This window comes from Cytobacillus spartinae (assembly GCF_042865285.1).
Taxonomy (GTDB): Bacteria; Bacillota; Bacilli; order Bacillales; family Cytobacillaceae; genus Robertmurraya_A; species Robertmurraya_A spartinae.
This window is the reverse complement of record NZ_JBIACK010000006.1, coordinates 119,142-144,681: the sequence shown is the minus strand read 5'-3', so window position 1 is coordinate 144,681 and position 25,540 is coordinate 119,142. Positions and strand designations below refer to the sequence as shown.

Genomic DNA, 25,540 nt, shown 5'->3' with positions numbered 1-25,540 from the left:
GGTGCTCGCCCAATTTAAGCGTTTAGGAGCGGATTCGCTCCTTTACGCATTTATGAATGTAGGAACTAAACTTATTGCGTTTATTATGCTTCCTGTCTATACGAACTTTCTTCCCCCTGCGGAGTATGGAGTCCTAGATATCATTGATAAATGGACTGCCATGTTAACCTTCCTAATTATTTTTGGTACGGACTCTGCTTTGTCGTACTATTATTTTGATACGAAAGAGAAGGATAAAAGGTTAGAACATGTTCGTAACGTCATGTATTTTAGGTTATTTATAGTAGCAATATTAGCGTTAATTGTACTATCTGCTGGTCCTTGGATTTCTGAATTATTATTTGGAAGTTCTAACTATGTAAGACTTCTTTATATCAGCATCGGTGTACTTTTCTTAGATACCATATTAGTAGTCGTTTTAATGGTTTTACGTTTTGATTTTAGAACAAAAAAAGTGGTTGTGTTTACAGTAGGGAAGATGCTTCTTGTAGCACTACTATCTTATTTATTTCTAGAGTATGTGGTTGAAACTCCAGAGGGAATCTTACTGGGTCGGATCGTAAGTAGTGGTGTTATCTTTATTCTGTTGTTATCTACAAGCATTAAGTACTTAAAGCCGAAGATTACATTAGAATCAATGAAGGAGTTACTTAAGTATGCAGCTCCTTTAGTCCCTGCATCATTGGCATTTTGGGTGATTGCCAATGCTAGTGTATTTTTCCTTCAGGCTTTTTATTCAACAGAGGAAGTTGGTATCTATGGTGCAGCAACCAAGCTAGCGACTGTCATCACACTAATTACAAGTGGTGTGCAAATGGCATGGAGGCCATATTCAATGTCCCTTAAGGATAAAGAATCTAGTCCACTTCTATTCTCAAAGATTTACATGGGTCTTTTATTAATGGGGATCTTTGGTGTCATGGGAATCGCAACCATTATGCCATATATCATCGGTATATTAGGAAAAGAGTATTACGATGCCTATCAGTATGTCGCATTAGTGTCAGCTGCAACGTTCCTGAATTTTTACTATTTAATCATCTCTGTTGGACTGTTTTTCACCAAGAGAACAACCGTCATTTCAGTCACTTTCGGAATCGTTGCTGTTATCAATACGATCCTTAACATTACATTAATTCCGATGTTTTCGATTTGGGGAGCTGTTGCTGCCTACTTAATTGCTTATATGGTGGCAATTATTTTTATATTTAGAAAGAGCCAACAAGCCTACTACGTGCCGGTGTCATTTGGAAAAATGGCATTTTTGTTTGTGAACATGATAGGGAGCGTAATTGCCATTATTTATATCCAAGAGCAGCATTTAAACCCACTATATATTGTGGGAGCATGGATTTATATTCTATTCATCATTGGTGTTAGTCGGGTGGACAAAGATTTAAGAAGGAAGTCATATGAATTAAATCCTCATTGATTTTGAAAATTAAGGAAAAGATATAGATATTGAATACAAACTTAGTTATCAATTTTTTAAAATGACCCGGAGGAGGGTATTACTGTGAAAATTATTACGATATTAGGCGCAAGACCCCAATTTATTAAGGCTGCACCTGTTTCACGTGTATTAAGAGAAAAACATACGGAATTAATTGTCCACACAGGACAACATTATGATAGTAATATGTCAGATATCTTCTTTGAAGAATTAAATATTCCAAAACCAGATTACTATCTGAGGGTTGGTTCAGGAAATCATGGAAAACAAACAGGTGAAATGCTAGAAAAGATTGAAGAAATTGTAGTGGCAGAGAATCCTGACTATGTCATGGTTTATGGTGATACCAATTCAACATTAGCTGGAGCTCTTGTTGCTGCGAAACTTCATGTGCCAGTCATTCATATCGAAGCAGGATTAAGAAGCTTTAACAAAAAGATGCCAGAAGAAGTTAACCGTATTATGACAGATCACGTATCAGAATTTTTATTCTGCCCAACTGATACGGCCGTTCATAATTTAAAAAATGAAAACATTACACACAACGTGTTTAATATTGGTGATGTTATGTATGATGCGGTTCTTTATAATAAAGAATTGGCAGAAGAAAAATCAACGATTCTTAGCGAACATGGTTTAGATAAAAAAGGTTATCACTTAATCACAATCCATCGTGCAGAGAACACAGATGATGTACAAAACATGAATAATATCTTAGAGGCTTTTTCGAAAATCGAGGAAGTGAAAGTCTGGCCGATTCACCCAAGAACAAAACACAAACTTGCTGGTTATGGATTAGACCTAGATTCAATTCCAAACCTAAAAGTCATTGATCCAGTTGGCTACTTGGATATGCTTACGTTAGAGGCGAATGCTCTTAAGATTGTTACGGATTCTGGTGGAGTACAAAAAGAAGCTTACTTTATGAAGGTACCATGTGTAACGGTTCGTGAACAAACTGAATGGGTAGAAACCCTTGAAGAGGATGCAAATATTCTAGTCGGTACAGATGTAGGAAAGCTACTAGATGCGGTGAGAAAAGAAGTTTCACCATCTTATAGAGATGCATTCGGTGATGGTCATGCTTCAGAGAAAATCGTAGAATTAATTGAAAAAAGATAAGAGGCGGCTAAGAAATGCTTTATATCATCATCTGGGCACTTGTTCTAGCGATATCCATTTACTTTTTTCAAAAAGCATCGGGAAGTCTTTCACCATTAAAGCCTAATCTAAATTCCATTATATTTTACTATTCGTTATTCATTTCAAGTTATATCGGCTCTCTCATCATTGCGTTAGGTATCGATGACTACTATATGATTAACCGCTTAACTCATGAAGAATACCGCTGGATTGGCTTTTACACCATCTGTTCGGTCATGGTATTCTTTCCGATGATTATGTATGGAGTATCAAGGTTAATTGGCTTTGATAGTAGTAAAGAGTTAAATGATTATATGAAAAAAGACATTGTATTACCCTTTAAAGAAAGAAATGAGTTTTTCTTAATATTTTTAGGATTATCCATGTTATCTCTATTGGCGATTGCCTATACAATGCTAAAAACTCCGAAAATACCGATTCTCGAGATTGTCATTGGGAACGGAGAGTTATCACCGGGAGAATTAAGAAACCTAGCACAAAGGAACTTTGGTGGAAATGTATTAGTACGTAATATATTTGCTATTGCCTTAACCCCTTTACTTTCGTTAATTGCGTACGTGTATGCTGTTAAAACAGATCAAGTGAAGTGGAAGCTATTATTCCTGAGTTTGTTTGCTGGAGCTGTGTTAATTAACACTTACGACTTAGCGAAATCACCCATCTTCTTTTACTTAATCATGTTTTTACTATTGCAATTGTACGTAGGAAAATTAAGATTCACTGCTAAGAAACTAGCAGTATGGGGTGTTTTAGGGGCAACTGTCTTAATTGGAATGTATGTTGTGATTCAAGGAGTAACAGATTTAGGGAGCTATCTATCATACAATTCTGGTCCAGTGGGTCGGTTAATTTTAGCTCAAATTGCTCCAACATTTCTTCATTTGAATTTGTTTGGTGAGTCACTTCCATTCTTAATGGGAAGAGGGCTTCCGTCTACTCTTATTGATTTATTTGATGTAGAACAAGTTCGTTCAGCACGACTTGTCATGACAACTGTTTTTCCAGAAAAGGTTGAGGCAGGGACTGCAGGTGTTCTAAATACCTTATTTATTGCGGAAGCTTATGCCAACTTTGGATATGTAGGGATAGCGGGTGCAACTATCTATGTAGCTATTTTAATACAGGTAGTCTATATTACCTTTTTAAAGCTACCAAAAAATCCAATTTTCCTTAGCTTCTTTATCTACTTTACGATAAATATTCCTAGAACTCTGGTTGGAGGATTTACTGATTTTATATTTAATCCTATCTGGACTCTGCTAATCGGATTGTTTGTTGGAATATTGATTTTTATACGTGTCCGAATTGATTTGACAGCTCATTGGCTACGATTAAAATCAAGGTCGGGATTATAAGGAGATATACGATGAAATCTGTATTGTTATATTATCCGTTTGAACTAGCGAAGGATGCTAATAGTGGCTCGAAGCTTCGACCAAAAGAAATTTATAATGCTTTTTTGACTTGGGGTGACCAAGAGAATGTTGAAATTTTACTACTCTCTGGTTCATCTGCTGAAAGAGAGCAAAAGTTCTCAGAGTGGTTGAAGGAAGGGAAGTTAGATCAACTTTGGTTTTGTTATATGGAAAACCAGACGATCCCTTTCTGGTTAACGGACAAAGGGCATATACCTAAAAAGCCTTTTATAGATTTAAAGGTCATGAAGTTTCTAAAAAGTCGCAATGTGCCTGTTGGAGTGTTTTACCGTGATGTCTATTGGAAGTTTGATGAACTCTATCCATTAAAGGGCGTAAAAAAGACCGTTATGAAAACAGTCTATCGCTTAGAAGAAAAGTTCTACGAGAAATACTGTAAAGCTATCTTTCTTCCAAGCCAAGCTATGGGGAATTTTGTGGATATTCAACAAAAAATGGTCCCTCTTCCCCCAGGTGGAAAAAAGAGAGTTATTAATAGGAATGAAGCAGATCACAACGTTTCTAAAGGCATCTATGTAGGTGGAATTAACAACGAGGACTATGGTTTGTTCTTACTTCTTGATGCTTTGAATATTGCTAATAAAGATGACGCTATTTGTCATTTAACCGTTGTGTGCCGTCAGGATGAATACGATAACCTTAATCTTGACAAAAAAGAGCTCCTAAAGAATATGAATGTTGAAGTAAAACACCTTAGTGGTGACTCATTGAATACTTTATATGAGGATATGGATTTTGCTTTTATACCAAGATACAAAAGCACTTACAATGACTTTTCCGTACCTGTGAAGCTAGTAGAGTACCTTTCAAATGAGCTACCTGTAGTTGCAACCCACTGTGAGGCTCAAAAAGAAATTATTGAAACAGATGGGTACGGTGTGATTTGTAAGGATGAGCCGGACGATATGGCGAAAGCCATTGAAAAAATGGTACGTGAAGCTGACAAGTATCGTTCGAATATTAAGGATACATTCATAGAAAAACACTCATGGGTAGCAAGAGTGAGAAAAGTTAAAAGTGTGTTGTTAAAGGAGGAAATATGAGAATATTAGTATTGGCTCCAAGCAAATCGATCCATACACATAAATGGGCACTTTTTTATAAAAATAAAGGCATTACTGTAAAAGTAGTTACATTTGCTGACCACTACTCAGAAGAAAATGCAAAGGAAGTAGATACTTTCACACTTCCAAAACTTCTGCCTGGAAAGTTGTCTTATATTTCAAGTGTATTTGCCCTAAAGAAAGTGATTAAAGAATTTAAACCTGATATTTTACATGCCCATTATGTGTCTAGCTATGGATTTATCGGAGCATTAGCTAACTATAAGCCGTTCTATGTTTCTGTTTGGGGTCGAGATATATTCCAATTTCCTCAACAAAGCAAGGTAAACAAGAATATTGTAGAGTATACTTTGAGGAAAGCTGATGTAATCTGTTCTACCAGTCATATCATGGCTAAAGAGACAAACAAGTATACAAGTAAAAACATATATGTAACTCCGTTCGGGGTAGACTTAAATAAATTTAAGCCTCTTTCAGAATCAAGATCAGATGAACAGCTAACGGTAGGTACTGTAAAAGCCTTATCAGATAAGTATGGGATTGGTGATTTAATCAAAGCATTTGCTGAGGTATTCCAAAGTAAACAAAATGTTAATCTCCTTATAGTGGGTGAAGGTCCTCAAAAAAGTGAGTATGAGCAGCTTACTGAAAAACTGGGTATCGCTCATGTGACAACCTTTACAGGACGTGTGCCTAATGATGAGGTGCCTACCTATATTAATAAAATGAATGTTTTTGCTGTTCCTAGTACGGAGGATAGTGAGAGCTTCGGTGTCGCAGCAGTAGAATCAATGGCATGTGGAGTACCTGTCGTTGTTTCCAATGTTGGAGGATTACCTGAAGTAGTATTAGAAGGAAAAACAGGATATGTGGTTCCTAAAGAAAATCCAAAAGAGTTAGCAAAAGCCATACATGCTCTTCTTGATGATAAGCATAAAAGTGAAGAAATGGGCTTAAATGGAATTGAACATGTAAAAGCTAATTACAACTGGATTGATAATGCGAATGGAATGTTAGAGTTATATGAACAAACCTTGAAAAAGGGGATGAAGTCATGATCAAAAAAGCAGTAATCCCTGCAGCAGGATTAGGCACTAGGTTTCTACCAGCTACAAAAGCACAACCAAAGGAAATGTTGCCGATTGTCGATAAGCCTACGATTCAATATATTATTGAAGAAGCTGTTCAATCTGGTATAGAGGATATAATTATTGTTACTGGTAGAAGCAAAAGAGCAATCGAAGATCATTTTGATAAATCTGTAGAATTAGAAATGCTTCTTGAGAGAACAGGGAAGCATGACATGCTAGAGGTTGTTGAGAACATCTCAAACCTAGTAGATATCCACTATGTTAGGCAAAAAGAGCCACTAGGTTTAGGGCATGCTGTTTTATGCGCTAAGAAGTTTATTGGCGATGAACCTTTTGCTGTTTTACTTGGTGATGATATTGTAGATAGTGAAGTTCCAGCATTAAGACAAATGATCGATCAATTTAATGAGGTTCAATCAAGCATTCTAGGTTGCAATGAAGTTCCGCGCTCTGAAGTGAATAAATATGGAATTGTGAATTTCTCAGAAAACCTTGGAGAACTATTTAAAGTGAAGAGCCTGGTTGAAAAACCATCTGTTGAAGAAGCACCATCAACACAGGCCATTGTTGGACGCTATATTCTGACTCCAGCCATTTTTAAAATGTTAGAAAAGGTACAGCCTGATAAAAAAGGTGAAATTCAATTAACCGATGCGATTGATAGCTTGCTTGTCAGAGAAGCGATCTACTCTTATAACATTAAAGGGAAGCGCTATGACGTGGGAGATAAATTTGGTTTCTTACAAGCGTCTATCGATTTTGCATTAAAAAGACCGGACTTAAAAGATAAGCTACAAGCCTATCTAGAACAAATCGTAAAGTAATGGAGTTGGGAAAATGAGAGTGATATACCTGTGTCAGCATTTTCCCCCTGAAACAGGTGCTCCTCAAATTCGTGTATACGAAGTAAGTAAAGAACTTATTAGTAGAGGACATCAGGTGGAAGTATTAACAGCATTTCCTCATCATCCAAAGGGAGTGATTCCTGAGGAATATCGAGGAATGTTTTATATGTTTGAAGAATGGGACGGGATTCCTGTACATCGTTCATGGATTTACCCATCTCCTAAAGGTAGTTTTTGGAAAAGGTTAGCTTCTTACTTTTCTTTTACCTTTAGTGCGTTCTATTCCATTATCAAATCTAAGCCTACAGATGTGATTATTTGTAACTCTCCGCCATTATTTCTGGGGATTACAGGTTACTTAGGTGCTAAAATGAAGCGGGCTAAATTCGTCTTCAATGTCGCGGATATATGGCCGGAATCTGCTGTTGAGCTTGGAATTCTTAAAAATAAGACCTTTATCCGTTTGGCAGAGCGATTAGAAAAATTTCTTTATAGAAAGTCATGGAAAATTGCGACTGCAACGGAAGGTATCAAAGATTACATGGTTAAAAAGGGGAAGAAAGAGGAGGACGTCTTTCTTTTACCTAATGGAGTAAATACGGACACGTTTGTTCCACTACCTAAAGATACAAACCTTCTTGAAGAGATAGGGATAAACGGAAAGAAAGTATTTATGTATGCCGGAGCTCTAGGCTATGCGCAAGGATTAGACTCTATTCTTGAAGCAGCAGCGCTTATTAAGGATAAGGAGCCTAATATTCACTTTTTATTCGTAGGTGATGGACAAGAGCGGGACAAGCTGTTAAAAATGAAGGAAGATATGGATCTGCACAATGTAACGTTTTACGGCTCAGTACCAGTATCGGAAATGCCTAGAATGTTCTCTTTAGCAGATTTTAGTGTAGTCTCCCTAAGAAATATTGAACTTTTTAAAGGGGCTAGACCTTCGAAGATTTTCCCAGCCATTTCTACTGGAACACCTGTATTGTATTGCGGGGATGGAGAGAGTGCAGCGATATTAGAGGAATACAAGTGTGGAAAAATTGCTGCACCTGAGAATCCAGATGAAATTGCTAAGGCTGTTGTGAAGCTGGCGCAAACATCTGACCAGGAGTATGATGAAATGAGCAAGAATGGAAGAACTCTTGCTATTGAGCAGTATTCATGGAAAAGTATTGTAGATGATTTACTAGCAAATATAGAAGCAGCAAAGCAAAAAGCCAATTCTTAAGAATTGGCTTTTTATATTATTTCGCAACTGTAGTTCCTTTAAAGTAATGGGTAAGAATCTGTTCGGCCGTCCAGCCTTTTTCAGCGAAACCTCTAGCACCGTACTGACTCATCCCAACACGATGTCCCCAACCTTTACCTTTTACAGTTACCGTAGTGATTCCAGTTCCTTCATTTGTAATAATGCCGTTAGTAGTCTGAATGGAAACCTTGGAATCTGATAGGGTTACTTGTCCACTTGTTGTTTGGACTTTTTGTCCCTTCATATCGGTTACTGTACTTGTTCCACTTGTAGTTTGTACGGATAATTCCCTTTGTGCACCGGAAAAATCAATATCAAACCATGTAGAGTATAGTGCATTGTAAACAGCCGCATTCTGTACTGGAAATGCCTTTCTAATAACTAATTCATTTCCACTAAGCGTCTTGTCACCGGCAGAAGTTTTTAAGGTGACTGACTTTACTTCTCCATTCGCTCCTGGTTTACTGTATGTAATATCAAGGAGGGTTGCATTTAAATCCGTAACGCCAAAGGATTTAAGTAGAGTACTAGGTGAATACGTTTCTGTCCAGTTGCTATATGGAGATACCTCATATGGATCTTCTACAGAAACTAGATATGGATAGTACTTTTGATCAGAATTCCAAACATCACTTACGTTTGCTGTTCTGCCCCCACTAGTAGAGTGGAAAAAGGCCTGTATTGGTTTACCGTTGTACTTGACTAGTAGGCCAGCGGTTTCTTGAATGGCTGCATTTGTTCTCGGATCTTCGCCAGTATAACCGCGATATACTTGGCTTGCAGCTGTACTTGTAAGCATCATCGTATTAGCAGCATAGCTTCTTGCTGCGATAGCCTGAGCTTTTAATGCTTCTTTATGCCAAGAGGCAGGCATTTCACTAGGAACTACACCTTTTAAGTAGTCTTCCATATCAAGAATGTTGATAACTTGCACTTGGTTTCCGTTTGGTCTTAGGAAAAAGCTTCCTCGATATGTAAGGCCGTTACTCAGTTTCGCTAGGGATAGTGAGCTTTCTCCAGTTAACTCTTGTAAATCAAAACCTTTAGCAGATTTCTCATTAATACTAGTAAAACTTACTACTACACCCGTGCTATCTTTACTAACAGAAAGAGAGGTTCCACTAGGAATTAATGTAGAGTTGTTAGTATCTTTGTTTAAGAGCTGATAAGATCCGTTAGCTGTTAGAGTAAGGTTGCTGGCTAAATGAACGGATACATTTACTTCATTTTCGTATGTAATAGGTTCAACTGCTTTAGACATTGAAGGATAAATGGAAACTAGCATAATAGTAATTATTAATATACTAATCTTTTTCATTTATCGCACCTCGGTAAGTCCGCCATAAACCCAGCCTTTTAAACCTGACGAGGTTTCAACATTATACCAAGTTTCACCACTTGTATTAACAAAGGTAGAGATATATTTTAGTGTAGTTCCTTTCGGAATAGTCGTTAAGATTGTGTAACCAGTCGTAGCACCTTTTCTTAAGTGAACATCCCCAAATGCAACAACTTGTGTAGGAGTGGTGTTGCTAGGCGCTGTAATAGATATGTCACTTGATTGAACCCATCCTTTTAAGGTGGAAGATAACTCTACATTGTACCAAAGGCCAGTTGCTGAATTGTGAGATCCTACTACTTTTAGAGCCGAGCCCATCGTTTTAGTAGCAACGATTTTATACTTGGTTGTTGCTCCACTATGAATGGTAACTGAACTTTTATTTACATAAACAGTTGAAGGTAACTGCCCATCTGTTGGCGGGGTTGTTGGTGGAGTTGTTGGACTCCCAAGTTTTGCAAGCTGAGCTTTTAAGTTATTAATCTCCTGCTGTTGTGTCGCAACTTTGGACTCTAAATCAGATACTTTCGTTTTTACAGGATTTAATTGAGATGTTACCCAATCAACACTAGCTAGAACTACATTGCTAGATGCACTCATGCCTTGTGGAGTGAATAAATATGCTCCCGCACCAATTCCTATTGTTAAGGCTCCGGCTGCAATGATTTTTTTCGATCGGTTCATTACTTTTTCCTCCTAGAACATGTTTAGAAAAGGCTGTTTTCGCATAGATTGTTGCTATTCGTATATGGTCTCCAACACGGAATTAATCCTCTTTTCTTACCAAAATAGAGAAAATAGCACCATAATCCGTTTAAAATCAGTTTAAAGTATTTAAATAGCAACAAGTTTATGAAAAGAGCCTTAGAAAAAAATGATTTGGGCTTTTCTATAACCCAAATCATTTTCAATAGTAGATTACCATATTTATAATTTGCAGGAAATAGATAGTAGAATTTTAGAAGTTGGTAAAATATTCTTCAAGCCCTGCTCTAATTCCCGATGCTGCATTTTTACGAAACTCAGTTGAACGTAATAAAGCTTCTTCTTTTGGGTTAGATAAGAATGCTAGTTCTAATAGAACACTAGGTAATTCATTCATTCTATTCACATAAAACTCTTGTTCTTTAATTCCACGATCGTAGGTACCTAAGGATGCAATCATCCCCTTTTGAATAGCGCTTCCCAAGTCTCTACTTCTAGGTCCATTAAAGTTAACTGTAGTATTATAGTAGGTTGTTGTTCCTTTTGAGCTAGAACTGTAGGAATCTGCGTGCAAGCTGATAAAGGCATCAAAGTCAGATGCATTAGCTATAGCAGTTCTTTCCGACAATTCAAGGAAAACATCTGTACTCCTTGTCATTGTTACAATTGCTCCATACTTTTCTAACTCGGCTTTTAACATGAGTGCAGTATCAAGAACTACATCTTTCTCCCTCAATCCTGTAGGTCCGATGGCACCTGGATCTTTTCCTCCATGACCAGCATCAATTACAATTCTCTTACCAGCTAAGCCAGCTTCTACAATTTTAATAGATACTCTGTCTTCATAGTTTCGAATCGTAAATGTGTAACCTGGTAATAAGGTTAATAATAATGACCTATCTGTCTCTGTGCCTAATACGTCTATTGATTGAACCCCTTCAATTTGTTCTGTTGGAAGTTCAATGTCCGTTAATCCACCAGTAAGTTTTAGGCGATTCGAACCCAAAGTAGTATAGTTAAATTTGAAATCACTTGGCTTTTGCCATGTTACGTATTGTTCGCCATTGACGGATTCAACCATTGGAGAAACTAGTTTTTTCATAGATACAGGTGATGTTAGGCTTGTATCAATCCAACCTCTAACACCACTTTGAGTTTCTACATTAATCCATGTGTTATGGGTTGTAAGCACAATTAATGAATCATTTTCTTTCGGATAAGCACTTGCCGCATATTGTGTATTAGCACCTTTACGAATTACAGCATTCTTTAGAGCATACACATATTGATAGTCATTTTTAGATGCAACCAATTCGTACTTAGGGATCCATCCAGTTCTTCCGGTGGCACTTTTAATTTGCACCCAAGATTGATTAGCTGAGTTTGTAAACTCTGAAAGTACGGATACTTTACTGTAGTAACTTAATTTCTCGGTTACCTTATACTGAAAGGATGCACCAGAATAAAGTACAGCATTTTTGGTGCCTATATACATGGTAGATCCAAGATTTACTTTTTCCTGAGAAACTACTGTTTCGTGGACCCAAACAATCTTATTATCCTTTGTTGTTACCATGTACCAAAGGTCACCTTTGGAATCCGTTTCAGAATTTGTAGCAACAAAGCTTGTACCTAATGTTGCTTTGTCTACTATTGAGTCATTGATAGATGGACCGCTTCTAAGATTTGCAACATCTACACTTACGTAAAGAGTTAAATTTTGAGATTGGGAAGTTGCAACTGAATTAGCCGGTACCCAGCCTGCAATTGAAGAGTTCACGGATACTCTTACCCAAGCTTCACCTGTCTTATGTGTAAAATGGTCGATTACTTTAACCTTCTGATTTAAAGCTAAAGAAGTAACAGCTTGATAGGAATCAGTAGCACCTTTACGTACCATTACTCCAGACTGTTGACTATACACGTACGAATCAATGGATGGTAGATTTGGATTTTCAGGTTTTTCAGGTGCAGGTGGTTTTGGTGCCACCTCAAATGCATTTGCAAGTACCCAACCTTTAATGGACCCTAGATCAACACGATACCATTCTTCACCTTTAGCATTTGTAAATGTATCAATAATATTTACTTTTTGGTTCAGACTAAGCGATGCAACCACAGAATAAGTGTTTGTAGCACCTTTTCTAACTTCCGCTCTATTTACCTGTACAGTCTGAATATTCGATTGATTGGTAGTTGGTGGAGGGGGCTTAACTTCCTCTTGTAAGGAAACAAAGTCACTAATCACCCATCCTTTAAACGTAGCTATTTCAACTCTATACCATAGCTCTTTACGGCTATTTGTAAAGCTGTCTAAGATTTTAACCTTTTGATTTTTGGAAAGTTTGGTTACAACCTCATACGAAATCGTAGCACCTTTTCTAATGTTTACATTATCTGCATTAATAACTGCTATATTGCCGGTGTTAATGGTTTCGGCCGTTTCTTTTGAGAAACTTGTCGACAGTGCCCAGCCTTTATTCGTTCCTAGGTCGACACGATACCACAGCTCTCCTGATGAATTCGTAAATAGGTCTATAATGGTTACACTTTGCCCCTTAGACAATGATGTAACAAGAGGGTATGAAGCTGTAGCTCCTTTACGTACATCTACTTTTTGTTCCACTGACATTTTTGAAGGTAAAATCTCCTCCGCTTGAACGAGAGCAGGAAATAATGTAGCCGTGGCGAGAACCGAAGAAGCAATTAATTTTTTCACGCTATGTTCCTCCGTCGTCTTTTTTTAATCCATATCCTATTCTATCGAAAAATGTCGCATCTTCCAACAAACTTATGTAAATTCTCTATTAATTAGTAAAAATTCCCTAAAAAATAAAAACTCCTCTGTTAAAAGAGGAGTTTTTGAGATTAATATTTTTCTGATTGTGAACCAGCTGCTTGGTTTGTATTGGAGTTCATAGAATGGTTATCCACCGAATAACTACTTGTATCTAGCGCATTATTTAAAATTGAACTAAGCTCACTTATAGATTCATCATACGGGGTGTAATAGTAGACACTATCTATCCACTCATCATAACCCTCTATTGCTAAGTTCTGAATCTGTGTATTTTTTATTTTAGTATACAAGTTTATAAAACTTAGAAATTTTGAAGGAGGTATATTTGTTTTTACATTTTCTCCTAAATCGTGCATAACATCATCAATCTTTGAGAGTGAGCTGAAGGAAGTACCTTTATCAACAATTGCTTTAATCACTTGTTGTTGTCTTTCGTTTCTTCCCATGTCACCTTTAGGGTCTTTCTTTCTCATACGAACATATGCCAAGGCTTCATTCCCATTTAAGTCCATTGGTCCTTCATAATAGGTTTTCCATCTTAAACTATCCGTCAATTGCGCTTTGAAAGTAAATGGAACTTCAACTGATACTCCGCCTAAGGTATCTACAATATCTTCAAAGCCCTGAAAGTTAGTTGTAACATAGTAATCAATTGGAACATCTAACAGCTCACTTACGGTTTCAATGGTTGATTCAATCCCGCCGTTGCTATATGAATGTGTTATTTTAGTTGTATATCCTGCGTCTGGAAGGTAAGTTTTCGTGTCTCTAGGAATACTTAACATGTAGACTTCTTTGCTCTCTGGATTAACTGTTACGAGCATTAGTACATCGGAGCGTTCTCCTCCACCTTGATCTTCAATTCCCACAAGAAGAATATTAAAAGCATCTTTGGTTATTTGAACTTCTTCCTTGCGCTGCTTTGTAATTTTGCTACTATCTAGTTCTTGGTATATATTATCAGATGCTTTTTTTGCATTGTATACAATATCGTAAGCGAAATACGAACCTCCGCCAATTAAAACAAGAAGAATCGTTAGAAAAAATAAACGAAGTGAACGTCTTTTTTTCTTTTTTCTCCTTATATTTCTGGAATTACTCATATTATCCCCACTTTAAATTTAAGTTCAGAATCTACGACACAATACTTTATTTTATCTGATTATTCGACGAGCGTAAACTATTATTTAATTCTAAAGACTCATTTCTTCTTCCAGGTAAAGAACATCACCGAGACTAATGTTTCCTTGACCATTCGTTAGTTCTGTCATCCAATTTGTAAAGGTATCTGTTTGATTTTCCTCCACAAAGGTTTCTATTTCTACTAGATCCAGATAGTGTATTTCCTTAATTGTATAGATGGATGATCTCAGCTCATTTTCCAATTTACCTAGCCATGTATAATCCACTTTTGTATGCATGACTCTCATTAGCTTCCGTTCAACAATTCCTGTGGCATTAAGCCCTTCAGAAGTTGATTTACCGTATGCACGAATTAGGCCACCTGCTCCTAATTTTATTCCACCAAAGTACCTGGTTATGACTACAACTGTATCTTTTAGCTTTCTTTTTTTTAAAACCTCTAAGATTGGAACTCCGGCAGTGCCGCTTGGTTCACCATCATCATTTGCTTTTTGAATAAGGTCATTTTCACCGATTAAATAAGCAGAGCAATTATGTGTAGCATCCCAATGCTTCTTTTTAATATCCTGGATAAAGCTTTGTGCTTCCTCCTCGGTCTCGGCACGTGAAACGTGAGCAATAAATCGTGATTTCTCAATTACAATTTCATGTTCACCTTCGCCTTTTACAGTATAGTATCGGGGCAACATATCATTTGCTCCTTTCTAAAAAGTTATCCATTCGCAATATGTCGAATGCTGTAACTTCTATTATAAAACGACATTTACTTAGCATCAAATAATAAACGGTTTGTGGTGATATTATCATTTGTAAAAAAATGTAAAAATAAATATAATGAAAAAGTATTGTATATTACAAGCTTTTCCATCGAAAACTAGGATATATGTCACGGTTGTCGTGGATATTACTCCTTCTATTTACCGATTTTTATCCTTTTTGGGATAGTTTTCATGTTAGAAATATAGTATCTTTCCCCAATTCACGCTAAAATATTTACAAACACCGAAAGGGTTTTAACTACCCTTGGAGGAATATTAATTATGAAGAAAAAATTTGATACGAAAACGCTCGATTTAATACTAGGGAAAATGATTGAAACAGTCGGTAATAGTAAGGATGAAATATTCCGGATTGGGGAACAGTGTCGTAAGGATTATGAGTCTTTATCAGATGAGCTTAGAGATGTAAAGCAAATGGTAGGCGAAATCATTGATAAAGGGGACAAGCTTGAGACTCAATCTCGATTTGCGAGAAAAAGGCTTTCGGAAGTGAGTATGCACTTTAAAGACTACACGGAAGCTGAGGTCAGGGATGCCTACGAAAAGGCCCATCAGTTGCAGATGGAACTGACGATGAATCGGCAGATGGAGAAGCAGCTGCGGGACCGCAGAGATGATATTGAGCGAAGATTGTTCAGCTTGACTGAAACCATCGAACGCGCAGAGGGTCTTGTTTCCCAAATAAGTGTAGTGATGAATTACTTAATGAGTGACTTAAAGCAGGTTGGCGAAGCATTAGAAGATGCGAAGTTAAAGCAAGACTTTGGTCTAAAAATCATTGAGGCCCAAGAAGAAGAGCGAAAAAGGTTATCTAGAGAAATTCATGATGGTCCTGCTCAAATGATGGCAAATGTTATGATGCGTTCAGATCTTATAGAACGTGTGTATAAGGAACGAGGGGCAGATGAAGCTCTAGGAGAGGTCAAAAGTCTAAAGAAGATGGTCCGAAATGCTTTATATGAGGTCCGAAGAATCATCTATGATCTACGCCCAATGGCACTTGATGATTTAGGATTAGTTCCGACCCTCAGAAAATACTTACAAACAATCGAAGAATATCATAGTAAAACAAAAATTTCCTATACAAGCATTGGGGAAGAGAGAAGGCTTCCTTCAAAATACGAAGTGGCATTATTTCGTCTAGTTCAGGAGTCTGTTCAAAATGCTTTAAAGCATGCAGATGCAAAGGAAATTCTAGTAAAAATAGAAATAACCCGTTCTAATGTAACAGTCATTATAAAGGATAATGGCAAAGGCTTTGATGTAAACGAGAAAAAGTCTGAATCCTTTGGAATTATTGGAATGAGAGAGAGAGTTGAACTTTTACAAGGGCAGCTATCAATTGATTCCAAAATTGGAACTGGGACGGTTGTATTAATACAAGTACCTTTAGTGAATTAAAATAATATAGCGGAGTACATAGGAGGCGGAGGAATGACTACGAAGATTGTCATTATAGACGACCATCAGTTATTTAGAGAAGGGGTTAAACGAATACTAGATTTTGAAAGATCGTTTGAGGTTGTAGCGGAAGGCGACGACGGAAGTGTAGCCCTTGACCTAGTAGAAGAACATCAACCAGATGTCATCATTATGGATATCAATATGCCTAAGATTAATGGAGTTGAGGCAACACGACAATTGGTGGACAAATACCCAGATACTCGTGTAATCATTTTATCGATTCATGATGATGAGAACTATGTTACACATGCATTAAAATCTGGTGCAATGGGGTACCTGTTAAAAGAAATGGATGCAGACGCACTAATTGATGCCGTTAAGGTTGTGGCTGATGGTGGTTCATACTTACACCCGAAGGTTACTCATAACTTAGTTAAAGAGTACCGCCGACTAGCTTCTGAAGAAAGTGGATCTGGATATGTTCAACAAGTTGAGATTCGCCGCCCACTTCACTTGCTAACACGTCGTGAGTGTGAAGTACTTCAAATGTTAGCTGATGGAAAAAGTAACCGCGGAATTGGGGAAGCTTTATATATCAGTGAGAAAACCGTTAAGAACCATGTGAGCAATATTTTGCAAAAAATGAATGTGAATGACCGTACACAAGCGGTTGTCGTGGCGATTAAGAACGGCTGGGTAGAAGTGAAATAATAATGGTCGAAGGTAGGTACTGATAGGGTGCCTACCTTTTTTGTTGACTATTTTTGTAATATTATGTAAATTATGTGTCAACCAATAGTGAACAAATGGTGACAAATTTTGACGAGGCGTTTACAAAATATGTAACATTTTGTATTAATAGGATAAAAGTAATGATTCATTTGGAGGATGGTTGATATGTCATCTCTTTTATTCCTATCTGATCAAGATTTAGTGAATACTTACAACAAAGCGATTGAGTGTAATTTGGATGGTGAATTTATTAATTTGTTGTTCAGGGAGGTAGAGAGAAGGGGGTTAGACATTGGTCTGATTGTTGGATAATCAATGAGGCTTAGTGAGAATTGAACTTTGAAAGCATGCATAGAAACAGAGATTAATAATTCAATAGTGTAAGAGGGTGGATAGGTGCTATATTTATTTCTACTAATTATCGTTATAGCTTTGATTTTAAACCTTCCTCAGGTGAAAGGGATCATTGGTGAGGGTTGGGTAAGATACTATTTAAGTAAACTAGATTCTGATGTATACATGGTTATGCACGATATCCTGCTTCCGACAGAGGATGGAAAGACAAGTCAAATTGATCATTTAATTATTTCCCCTTATGGAATCTTTGTTATCGAGACGAAGAATTATCGAGGTTGGATTTTTGGTGATGAAAAGAATAAGTACTGGACGCAAGTAATCTATAACCGCAAAGAGAAATTTCAAAACCCCATTTATCAAAATTATGGACATATAAAAGTGTTAGAAGCTTTATTAGGTGAGAAGATCTCTCCATATATCTTTTCAGTAATTTGCTTTAATTCAAGGGCAACACTAAAGAAGATTAATGTTAATTCCAATCATATTAGAGTGATTTATGACAACAAAATAGCTCGAGTTATTCAAGAATATAAACAAAGGGTATTTTCCTACGGTCATCAGCTTGAGATTGAAAAAATTATTATTAGCCATATGATTACAGAAAAAGGTGCCAAAAAAGAGCATGTAAAACAAATTCGATCAACCCTGAAGCAAAAGAAAGCTCTCATACACTCCAATATATGTCCAAAGTGTAAAGGGGAGCTCATTCAACGAAAAGGGAGAAATGGCTTTTTTACAGGCTGCTCTAATTTTCCTAAATGTAGATTTGTTACTCAGGCTGGGAAGTAAAGGTGGACATTCGTTTTTTGTTAGGTGGGGTTATCGGAAATTGGGTGATTTGTTCGTATTGTTTTTAAATTGGAACTTGTGTTGTATATAGAAATCCGTATCATATAAAGCTAGGTTTTGTGCAGTATTAAGAATTTCGTGCATATAATTCAGAATTCGTGCATATATTTTAAATTTCGTGCATATATTCTGAAATTCGAGCCATATATTTTAGAATTCGTGCATATATTATGGATTCTTTATATTTCAACCCCATGATTTTCTTTAATATTGATAATCCCAGAGCACTTTCCATTGTTTTTCTTCTTTAACGACAAATACTTCTTGAAAAATGCTGAATTTACCGTATCTGCTGTTGAAATTTTGAATCACTTTCACTTTGAAAACCGTCTCAAAAGGCTGTGAGTCCTTTTCCATCTGCCAGTCCTTCACTTTCTCAGGCTTACTTATCTTATAAGTAAAGGTCTCTACACCAAAGTCATTCATCAACATACGGGCGCGATCCTGAATGTAATATTCCATCTCAAACCTCTCTTGCATAGAACTATGAAACAAGCTCCAAGATTCCGAGAAATCCCCATCTTGCTCATACTTATAAAATTGATCTACAACTTCAGTCGCTTTTTCACTTGGATTTGCTAGTAAACTTATAATTAACCAGATTAGTCCGGTAACCATGACAAGGCCAACAAAAATTAGTACTATTCCTCTCAACGGTGATTTTCTATACATGGAATAAGCTCCTTTAAAAGGGTGTATATTGTACCTTATTCCGGAGTATGGACAATTATGAGGAACGGTTCCCATGTCCTTGTCCAACGCAAAAAACGGAACAAGAGTCCTGTCCCCTTGTCCCGCCAAAATAACTTATTGATTTTTCAATCCTAACAGTTTCTGTCTTAATTCATTTTCCATTGAAGCTAATTCATGTTCTGCCTGGCGGCGTTTATTTCTTCCTTCCTCTTGGATACGTAACGTTTCTTCAAGAGTAGTAATTAAACTTTCCTGTGTTTTCTTCAATGTCTCGATATCAACAAGTCCACGCTCATTTTCACGTGCAGTTTCAATCGTATTGGTCTTCAACATCTCAGCATTCTTTAACAACAATTCATTCGTGGTTTTAGAAACTTGTTTCTGAGCCTCAACCGCACTACGTTGACGAATCAACGTTAACGCAATCGCGACTTGGTTTTTCCATAACGGAATTGCAGTTACAATAGACGACTGGATTTTTTCGACTAGTGCTTGGTTTGTGTTTTGGATTAACCGAATTTGTGGAGCACTCTGAATCGTGATCTCGCGGCTCAGCTTCAAGTCATGTATACGCTTATCCAGACGATCCGCAAACTGAACCATATCGTTTACTTCCTGGAACTTCATTTGATCCTGGGTTTCTTCTGCTACTTTCTTCATGGCTGGGATTGTTTTTTCGTGCAATTCTTCAAGCTTGATTTCTCCAGCAGCAATATAAATGTTTAGAGCATGGAAATACTCTTTATTGTTCTCATACAATTTTTCAAGAAGTCCAATATCAGACAGCAAAGCATTCTTACTACGGTCCAGCTTCACACTAATGCGATCAATTTGAGCTCCCGTTTTCTGGTACTTTGAAAGGACCTCTTGAACTGAATCTGATATTTTTCCGAACATGCGTGAGATCAGGGATTGCTTCGGTTTCAGCTCGTCAGGATTCATATCATTTAATCTTTTCATTAAGTCATTGATGATTTCTCCGACTTCACCGATATCTTTCTTTTGCACATGTTCAAGCATCGAGTGGGAAAACGTTAAAAGTTTCCCTTGAGCTTGTGTCCCATAAGAGATCATCGCTTGGTGGTTTTTCGGGTCAATTTGTTCAGCAAGCTGATAGGCTTTCGCTCGGTTTTCTTCAGGAATGACATCAATTAGCTTTAAAGGTTTGTCATCTTGTTGCTTCTGCATTAAAGGTTGAGGGGTTACTTCCTCATCACCAAATGGGTTTGCAAGTAAATCATCTATACTACTAATTTTTTCGCTCATTTTAACCTCCTGCTTTCATCCGAGAATGGTGGTTTAATTGATTTCTTCGCTACATCTATTTCAAAATTTAGCTGTTCCATATCATTTGCAAGAAATTCATTTAAGTCATTCTCCAAGTGATAGGCTAGATCATCTAATGTTCGGCGAGTTTCATGTAAAGACTGCTCAAGATCTAAGCTTTTTTTCGGCTGATTGGATAAAAATACATATTTCTCAGTCAGTTCAACAAGAGAGTCTAAATGAGAAAAGTAAAATTTCTCAGCTTGATAAAATCGCTTCGGTTCCTTTTTGGTGACATTATAAATTTTTCTAGTGATACGGAGAATGTCGACTCTTTGCTTTAGAGACGGGACATGTTTTATCGAGAATAAAGCTTTGTTTAGCCTTGCAATTTTTCGTTTTGCTTCGTCTAAGTTCTGCTTAATATATACGTATTCTTTCCGAGTTAACTGATGCTTTTTTAAGAAGCTCCGGTTTGTCATTCCTTTAACCGCTAAATACGAAATTGTGCCTCCTCCTAAAGAGATTAGCGAAGACATTAAAAATGTTTGATCAAATGCAAAAAAACTAATTAACCAAACAGTAGCAGTGGTTGGAATAGCAACAGATGTCCGTAAAAGAAATGCAAGAAAAGGGTTCATTTTTATCGACTCCTGACCTTAAAATCCATAATATGAATACGATTGAAACAGAATAAAGGTTTCACCCTTTTGGATATGAAAGCACAATTCAATCTATATCCAATCTATCCTAATTTAAACTATATCGAAAGTCGTTTGTTCTAGCTATAGACCTTCAACGTAAAGAGTTCTAAGACCTGAGACGTATTTAATAAAAAAATTCGTCTAAACAGGCTTATATTCCTTCTGTTTCCTTATTATAGAAAAACAAATCAAACGATTGATTGAAAAATTAGTAGTGTGGGAGTGTGCGTGAAGAGGTTGAGAATATTAAGGATATGTGATTTCTCCTGAGGTAGTTCTATCATTTATGTAACCGGTCTTTTACTATAACTTAGAATTATTGGGAATAAAAAAGAACCTAAAAATAGGTTCGTATAACGAGTTATCTGTAAAAGTTTCTAGCCCTACTAAGAAATGCTTTTGAAGGTGTTTCATACATTACGTATCCGTCCATGTTTGTAATCCAATGATCTGCTCCAACATTGTACTGACCGCCATACTTTTCATCGTAACCATACACTCTATAAAGTTCTCCGGGGTAAAGAATCCTAACAAATTCTAACTTATCGTCTTCATCCCGCTTCCAAAGGTTTATTGGTTTTAGAATTGAAATTCTACCAATCTGTCCTCTTTTAAAGGTCATTCCATCCCAGTAAAGTTCTGCCGATGATTTTTTCTTTAATTTAAACTGCTGTGCGATAGCTTCGACAATAGCACTAGCTACTTTTCTTCGGTAATCATTGGACTTAAGACGTTCTAGTTCTTCTCTGTTTGTCATAAAGCCACCTTCAACTAGTACTGCTGGCATGTCACTTTCTCTTAGCATATGAAAGTTGGCCTCTTTAACGCCACGATTGATCCTATTTGTTTTATCCATAATGTTTGTTTGAATTTTTAATGCTAGTGGGTATGCGATGGGTAATGACTTATCAAGAACATAGGTTTCAACCCCTTTTGCACCATTCCACCCAGAACCATAAGCGTTAGCATGAATAGATAAATGAACGTCGGAATTCCATGTGTTGATTTTTTCCGTTCTTTCATTTAAAGGAACGTCTCTTCTGCCTGTTGGGTCGTCGACTCTTAGTTGTATTACATTCTCATATTGAGATAACTCTTCCATTGCATATCGGACAACAGCATTATTAAACTCCCATTCAAACATGGATCCATCTGGTGCTCTTTTGCCAGATGTAACACCATAGCCAGCATGTCCAGCGTCCCATGAAATCCTCACGTAGCTCACCCTTTTTTAAAAGATTTACCTTATCACCATATGCAGGGCTATTTTCAAATGTTATGAAAGTAACTTAATATGGGTATTTGTCTAGTTTTCGAAGGGTTTTGTTAAGCGTGCTTAATAAGATACATCGCTGTATCTGCTTGATCAATCATTCGCTGCAGATTCATTTCGGATCTCTTAGTTGTATATGACATACCTATACTTGCTGACACTTGGATTGAATGTTCGTTTATTTGTATTGCAGCTTCTAATGCATTCTCAATCTCTTTTATGAGTGTTCTTATTTGCTGGTCTGAGAAATTATCAATAAGGATGACGAACTCATCACCGCCTAAACGACATAAGAGTTGGGAATAGGTAAGTTTATTCCTTATACGCAACACTGCTTTTTGGAGTACTTCATCACCTGTTTTATGCCCGTATTTGTCATTAATTTGCTTGAAAGCGTTCAAGTCGATAAATAAAACTGCTAAGGATTTGATGTTGGTATCTAGTAAGTCTTCAAATTTCCTTTCTAGAGAATACCTATTGGCGACACCTGTTAAATGGTCATGAAAGGCTAGGTGATTTATTTTAGCCTGCAGACGGGATATCATTTTTACATTGGTTATGAAAAAGGCAGTTAGGAAAATCCCGAACAACAGTAAATAAATAAAGTCTTCATATATTACGTTAGGGAATATTTCTTCTTGGAAGTGAACATATGTATAAGCGGTCAATAATAAAGAAAGACTGCCAGCCAAAATAATCACGCGTATGTTCTGATAAATGGTACTTAACGGAAGACCTAGCCACATGAAAAAGTAATTTACTAAGTAAGGTGAATCATTAAGTAAGAAAAAGAAGTAGAGGTATATTGAAGTGACCATGAAATACATAGTAACCTTAGGAAAGAATTCTCTACGTATCAGTAGAAAAACAATACCTCCAAAAGTGGTGAAAAGAAGAAACATTGGGAATACACTAGAAGGCCCTTCACCTATGATGTTTATAGCGACTTGAATGATATAGAAAATAATAATAACCCTAAATAAAAGTACATTTTTTTTATGAATAGAATCTCTAAAAAACATAGAGGTTACTCCTTGTTCATTTTTAATAAGGTAAGCGATATTTTAGTAGACTGACTTTTAAATCGTACATTCCACCACAATGAATAATCCTTTATAATAACTTTCCATTTTCTTCACTTCCAACCCTGAATCTGTAATGATTCTATGAGTATTTCTGTTCAGATGACACCCATCACAAATTTTTTTCCAAGCTGGTGTTAATGTATCTTGTAGATGACCCAATAAAGGATGATTCATCCTAACGTGCTCAAAAAATAGAATTTTAGCTCCTGGTTTACTAACTCTTTTTAATTCCTCCAGAGCTCTTATAGGGTCTGGGATGGTGCAAAATACAAGGATCGAGACAACAATATCAAAAAGGTATGATTTATAAAAGGTAAATTTTCTGCTAAACACTGATGAGTATATATGGGAATTGACGATTCATTTTGTTTATTCAGTGACTTTTTTATCATTAGGGGATTCGGTTCAATGGCATCGACTCTTTCAACATTTTTATAAAAAGAAAAGTTACTGAACCTAATTCTAATACTCTGCCTTCTGCCCGATTTATTAATTCCTCACGAATACCTTGAAACGATCCTTTTTCTAACGGTTTCATTGCAAAATCATAGATTATTGGAAACCACTTCCCCATGTAACACCTCGCTGATTACTCTGTTTAGACTAGTATATCAAATCCAATCGTGATATTTGAGATGGAATGGCTAAAATTTGTTAATCAAACGATTGATTAATAAGTCTTAAGAAATTATTAAGATTTAGTAAGCTAGTTATTAACTCTGGTTTAATGCTTTTTTAAAAGTTTTCATATAAAATGTGTATAAGACATATATTAAGAAGAATTTTACAAACTTGTCTTGTGTAATCTCTAGTAGAGAATGAGAAAACGAATAAGGATGGTAACGTTTATATGAAAACGGCAGTTGTAACGGATAGTACAGCGTATATTCCGAAAGACTTGCGAGATCAATTGAACATTCACATGATTCCTTTAAGTGTTATTTTTGGAAACGAAGCTTATGAGGAAGAAGTGGAAATCACTACTGAGCAGTTCTTTGAAGAGGTTAAGCATAAACCGCTTCCTACTACTTCGCAGCCATCTGTTGGGCAGTTTTTAGAGCTATTTGAAAAACTGGCAAAGGACTATGATGCTGTCATTAGTATCCATCTTTCAAGTGGGATTAGTGGGACTTACCAAGGGGCTGTTTCTGCAGGGGAAATGGTAGAGGGTGTGAAGGTTTACCCTTTTGACTCTGAAATTAGCTGTAGAATCCAAGGCTTTTACGTGATGGAAGCTGCAAAAATGGCTGCAGAAGGCAAAGGCCCAGATGAAATTATGGCTCGTTTAGCAGAAATGAAAAACACTGTTAAGGCCTATTTCATGGTAGATGATTTGTCTCACCTACAACGTGGGGGGCGTCTATCTGGTGCAGCAGCACTTATTGGTGGACTACTGCAGGTAAAACCTGTCCTTCACTTTGTAGACAAAATGATTGTTCCATTTGAAAAGATTCGTACTCGTAAAAAAGCAATGAAAAGAATTTCCGATTTATTAGGTGAGGCAGTTAGTGACGGCTCAGCCTATGAGGCAGTCATTATTCAGGCCCAACGTGAAGAAGAAGCAAAAGAGTGGAAAGCAGAACTTGAAGCTCAATATCCAAATGTAGAATTTACGATCAGCTACTTTGGACCTGTTATTGGAACCCACCTAGGCGAAGGTGCCATGGGGTTAGGTTGGGTTAAAAAGTAAGTGGTTTTGAACTTATAATTTTATTATTTTTTCTGGACACCATTCTGACGTTTGTTGGGGTGGTGTTTATATTTTGTGGTACAACTATTTATTAAGAAAATGATATAATAGTTGTATTAAAAGGAGGTGGAAAACGTGGAAGAGTTGTTATTGAAGTTGCTAGAAGGACAAGACAGAACAAATCAGACACTTGAGGTTGTTTTAGAGGATATTCAAGTGATAAAAAGTGATGTTGCTGGATTAAAAGAAACGGTACAGCGGATTGAATTACATCAGGAAGAAACTGTAGTAGCTTTATTAAGTCAGATTAAAAAGAAGGTCGAAGTAAGAGATAGCCAAATTGAGGTGTTAAATAAACGACTATTTGAGGTTGAGACAAAAGTAGAGCACACCCGACAATAGATGAGGTGATTTTT

At 36.7% G+C, this 25,540-nt stretch carries 25 protein-coding genes; 13 read left to right on the top strand and 12 right to left on the bottom strand.

Features of this window, described 5'->3' with window-relative positions:
- Position 1: 1 nt before the first annotated feature.
- From ACFYKX_RS13925 to ACFYKX_RS13895, 7 genes are all read left to right on the top strand, one after another.
- The gene (locus ACFYKX_RS13925) at positions 2-1,432 is read left to right on the top strand and encodes a lipopolysaccharide biosynthesis protein (protein ID WP_389361668.1); all 1,431 of its coding nucleotides are present in this window, start codon (positions 2-4) and stop codon (positions 1,430-1,432) included.
- An 84-nt stretch (positions 1,433-1,516) separates the two neighbouring features.
- Positions 1,517-2,575, top strand: a complete 1,059-nt coding sequence (gene wecB, locus ACFYKX_RS13920) for a non-hydrolyzing UDP-N-acetylglucosamine 2-epimerase (protein WP_389361667.1) — start codon at positions 1,517-1,519, stop codon at positions 2,573-2,575.
- A gap of 14 nt (positions 2,576-2,589) precedes the next feature.
- Positions 2,590-3,972, top strand: coding sequence for an O-antigen polymerase (locus ACFYKX_RS13915; RefSeq protein WP_389361666.1), 1,383 nt, complete (start codon positions 2,590-2,592; stop codon positions 3,970-3,972).
- Positions 3,973-3,983: 11 nt separating this feature from the next.
- Positions 3,984-5,096 carry a glycosyltransferase gene (locus tag ACFYKX_RS13910; RefSeq protein ID WP_389361665.1) on the top strand — a complete coding sequence of 371 codons (1,113 nt, stop codon included), beginning with the start codon at positions 3,984-3,986 and terminating at the stop codon, positions 5,094-5,096.
- Positions 5,093-6,175, top strand: coding sequence for a glycosyltransferase (locus ACFYKX_RS13905; RefSeq protein ID WP_389361664.1), 1,083 nt, complete (start codon positions 5,093-5,095; stop codon positions 6,173-6,175). Before ACFYKX_RS13910 ends, ACFYKX_RS13905 begins: the two co-directional genes overlap by 4 nt.
- Positions 6,172-7,032, top strand: a complete 861-nt coding sequence (gene galU / locus ACFYKX_RS13900; RefSeq protein WP_389361663.1) for a UTP--glucose-1-phosphate uridylyltransferase GalU — start codon at positions 6,172-6,174, stop codon at positions 7,030-7,032. Before ACFYKX_RS13905 ends, galU begins: the two co-directional genes overlap by 4 nt.
- Before the next feature lie 13 nt (positions 7,033-7,045).
- The gene (locus ACFYKX_RS13895) at positions 7,046-8,284 is read left to right on the top strand and encodes a glycosyltransferase family 4 protein (RefSeq protein WP_389361662.1); all 1,239 of its coding nucleotides are present in this window, start codon (positions 7,046-7,048) and stop codon (positions 8,282-8,284) included.
- A 16-nt stretch (positions 8,285-8,300) separates the two neighbouring features.
- Here ACFYKX_RS13895 and ACFYKX_RS13890 read toward each other — a convergent pair whose 3' ends face one another.
- From ACFYKX_RS13890 to ACFYKX_RS13870, 5 genes are all read right to left on the bottom strand, one after another.
- The gene (locus ACFYKX_RS13890; protein WP_389361661.1) at positions 8,301-9,623 is read right to left on the bottom strand and encodes a SpoIID/LytB domain-containing protein; all 1,323 of its coding nucleotides are present in this window, start codon (positions 9,621-9,623) and stop codon (positions 8,301-8,303) included.
- A complete protein-coding gene (locus tag ACFYKX_RS13885; RefSeq protein WP_389361660.1) occupies positions 9,624-10,328 on the bottom strand; it encodes an SH3 domain-containing protein in 705 nt (234 codons plus the stop codon). It abuts the gene before it with no gap.
- A gap of 274 nt (positions 10,329-10,602) precedes the next feature.
- Positions 10,603-13,068: an SH3 domain-containing protein gene (locus tag ACFYKX_RS13880; protein ID WP_389361659.1), complete on the bottom strand. Its 2,466-nt coding sequence runs from the start codon at positions 13,066-13,068 to the stop codon at positions 10,603-10,605.
- Between the two features lie 149 nt (positions 13,069-13,217).
- Positions 13,218-14,252, bottom strand: coding sequence for an LCP family protein (locus ACFYKX_RS13875; protein ID WP_389361658.1), 1,035 nt, complete (start codon positions 14,250-14,252; stop codon positions 13,218-13,220).
- Positions 14,253-14,342: 90 nt separating this feature from the next.
- Positions 14,343-14,981 carry a YigZ family protein gene (locus ACFYKX_RS13870; RefSeq protein WP_389361657.1) on the bottom strand — a complete coding sequence of 213 codons (639 nt, stop codon included), beginning with the start codon at positions 14,979-14,981 and terminating at the stop codon, positions 14,343-14,345.
- A 351-nt stretch (positions 14,982-15,332) separates the two neighbouring features.
- Between ACFYKX_RS13870 and ACFYKX_RS13865 the strand changes: the two genes are divergently transcribed.
- The 4 genes from ACFYKX_RS13865 to ACFYKX_RS13850 all read left to right on the top strand — a co-directional run bounded on the left by ACFYKX_RS13865 (position 15,333) and on the right by ACFYKX_RS13850 (position 18,353).
- Positions 15,333-16,472 (top strand): sensor histidine kinase, encoded by a 1,140-nt coding sequence (locus ACFYKX_RS13865; RefSeq protein ID WP_389361656.1) that lies wholly within the window; start codon positions 15,333-15,335, stop codon positions 16,470-16,472.
- Between the two features lie 33 nt (positions 16,473-16,505).
- Positions 16,506-17,186: a response regulator gene (locus tag ACFYKX_RS13860; protein WP_389361655.1), complete on the top strand. Its 681-nt coding sequence runs from the start codon at positions 16,506-16,508 to the stop codon at positions 17,184-17,186.
- 186 nt (positions 17,187-17,372) lie between these two features.
- Positions 17,373-17,519 carry a sporulation histidine kinase inhibitor Sda gene (gene sda, locus ACFYKX_RS13855; RefSeq protein WP_389361654.1) on the top strand — a complete coding sequence of 49 codons (147 nt, stop codon included), beginning with the start codon at positions 17,373-17,375 and terminating at the stop codon, positions 17,517-17,519.
- An 84-nt stretch (positions 17,520-17,603) separates the two neighbouring features.
- On the top strand, positions 17,604-18,353 hold the full coding sequence (locus ACFYKX_RS13850; RefSeq protein WP_389361653.1) for an NERD domain-containing protein: 750 nt from the start codon (positions 17,604-17,606) through the stop codon (positions 18,351-18,353).
- 264 nt (positions 18,354-18,617) lie between these two features.
- On the opposite strand, the gene ACFYKX_RS13845 is transcribed toward ACFYKX_RS13850, so the two are convergent.
- The 7 genes from ACFYKX_RS13845 to ACFYKX_RS13815 all read right to left on the bottom strand — a co-directional run bounded on the left by ACFYKX_RS13845 (position 18,618) and on the right by ACFYKX_RS13815 (position 24,008).
- Entirely contained in the window at positions 18,618-19,085 is a 468-nt protein-coding gene (locus ACFYKX_RS13845; protein ID WP_389361652.1) for a hypothetical protein, read from the bottom strand.
- A gap of 135 nt (positions 19,086-19,220) precedes the next feature.
- Positions 19,221-20,372 carry a toxic anion resistance protein gene (locus ACFYKX_RS13840; RefSeq protein WP_389361651.1) on the bottom strand — a complete coding sequence of 384 codons (1,152 nt, stop codon included), beginning with the start codon at positions 20,370-20,372 and terminating at the stop codon, positions 19,221-19,223.
- Positions 20,369-21,013, bottom strand: a complete 645-nt coding sequence (locus ACFYKX_RS13835; RefSeq protein WP_389361650.1) for a 5-bromo-4-chloroindolyl phosphate hydrolysis family protein — start codon at positions 21,011-21,013, stop codon at positions 20,369-20,371. The genes ACFYKX_RS13840 and ACFYKX_RS13835 overlap by 4 nt, the downstream gene beginning before the upstream one ends.
- Before the next feature lie 424 nt (positions 21,014-21,437).
- Positions 21,438-22,292, bottom strand: coding sequence for an N-acetylmuramoyl-L-alanine amidase family protein (locus ACFYKX_RS13830; protein WP_389361649.1), 855 nt, complete (start codon positions 22,290-22,292; stop codon positions 21,438-21,440).
- A gap of 110 nt (positions 22,293-22,402) precedes the next feature.
- Positions 22,403-23,371: a GGDEF domain-containing protein gene (locus tag ACFYKX_RS13825; RefSeq protein WP_389361648.1), complete on the bottom strand. Its 969-nt coding sequence runs from the start codon at positions 23,369-23,371 to the stop codon at positions 22,403-22,405.
- A gap of 57 nt (positions 23,372-23,428) precedes the next feature.
- Positions 23,429-23,767 carry a class I SAM-dependent methyltransferase gene (locus ACFYKX_RS13820; protein WP_389361647.1) on the bottom strand — a complete coding sequence of 113 codons (339 nt, stop codon included), beginning with the start codon at positions 23,765-23,767 and terminating at the stop codon, positions 23,429-23,431.
- Between the two features lie 58 nt (positions 23,768-23,825).
- Positions 23,826-24,008 (bottom strand): hypothetical protein, encoded by a 183-nt coding sequence (locus tag ACFYKX_RS13815; protein ID WP_389361646.1) that lies wholly within the window; start codon positions 24,006-24,008, stop codon positions 23,826-23,828.
- Positions 24,009-24,284: 276 nt separating this feature from the next.
- Between ACFYKX_RS13815 and ACFYKX_RS13810 the strand changes: the two genes are divergently transcribed.
- Complete coding sequence (locus tag ACFYKX_RS13810; RefSeq protein WP_389361645.1) at positions 24,285-25,124, top strand: DegV family protein; 840 nt, start codon at positions 24,285-24,287, stop codon at positions 25,122-25,124.
- Between the two features lie 135 nt (positions 25,125-25,259).
- Entirely contained in the window at positions 25,260-25,526 is a 267-nt protein-coding gene (locus tag ACFYKX_RS13805) for a hypothetical protein (RefSeq protein ID WP_389361644.1), read from the top strand.
- Positions 25,527-25,540 lie beyond the last annotated feature (14 nt).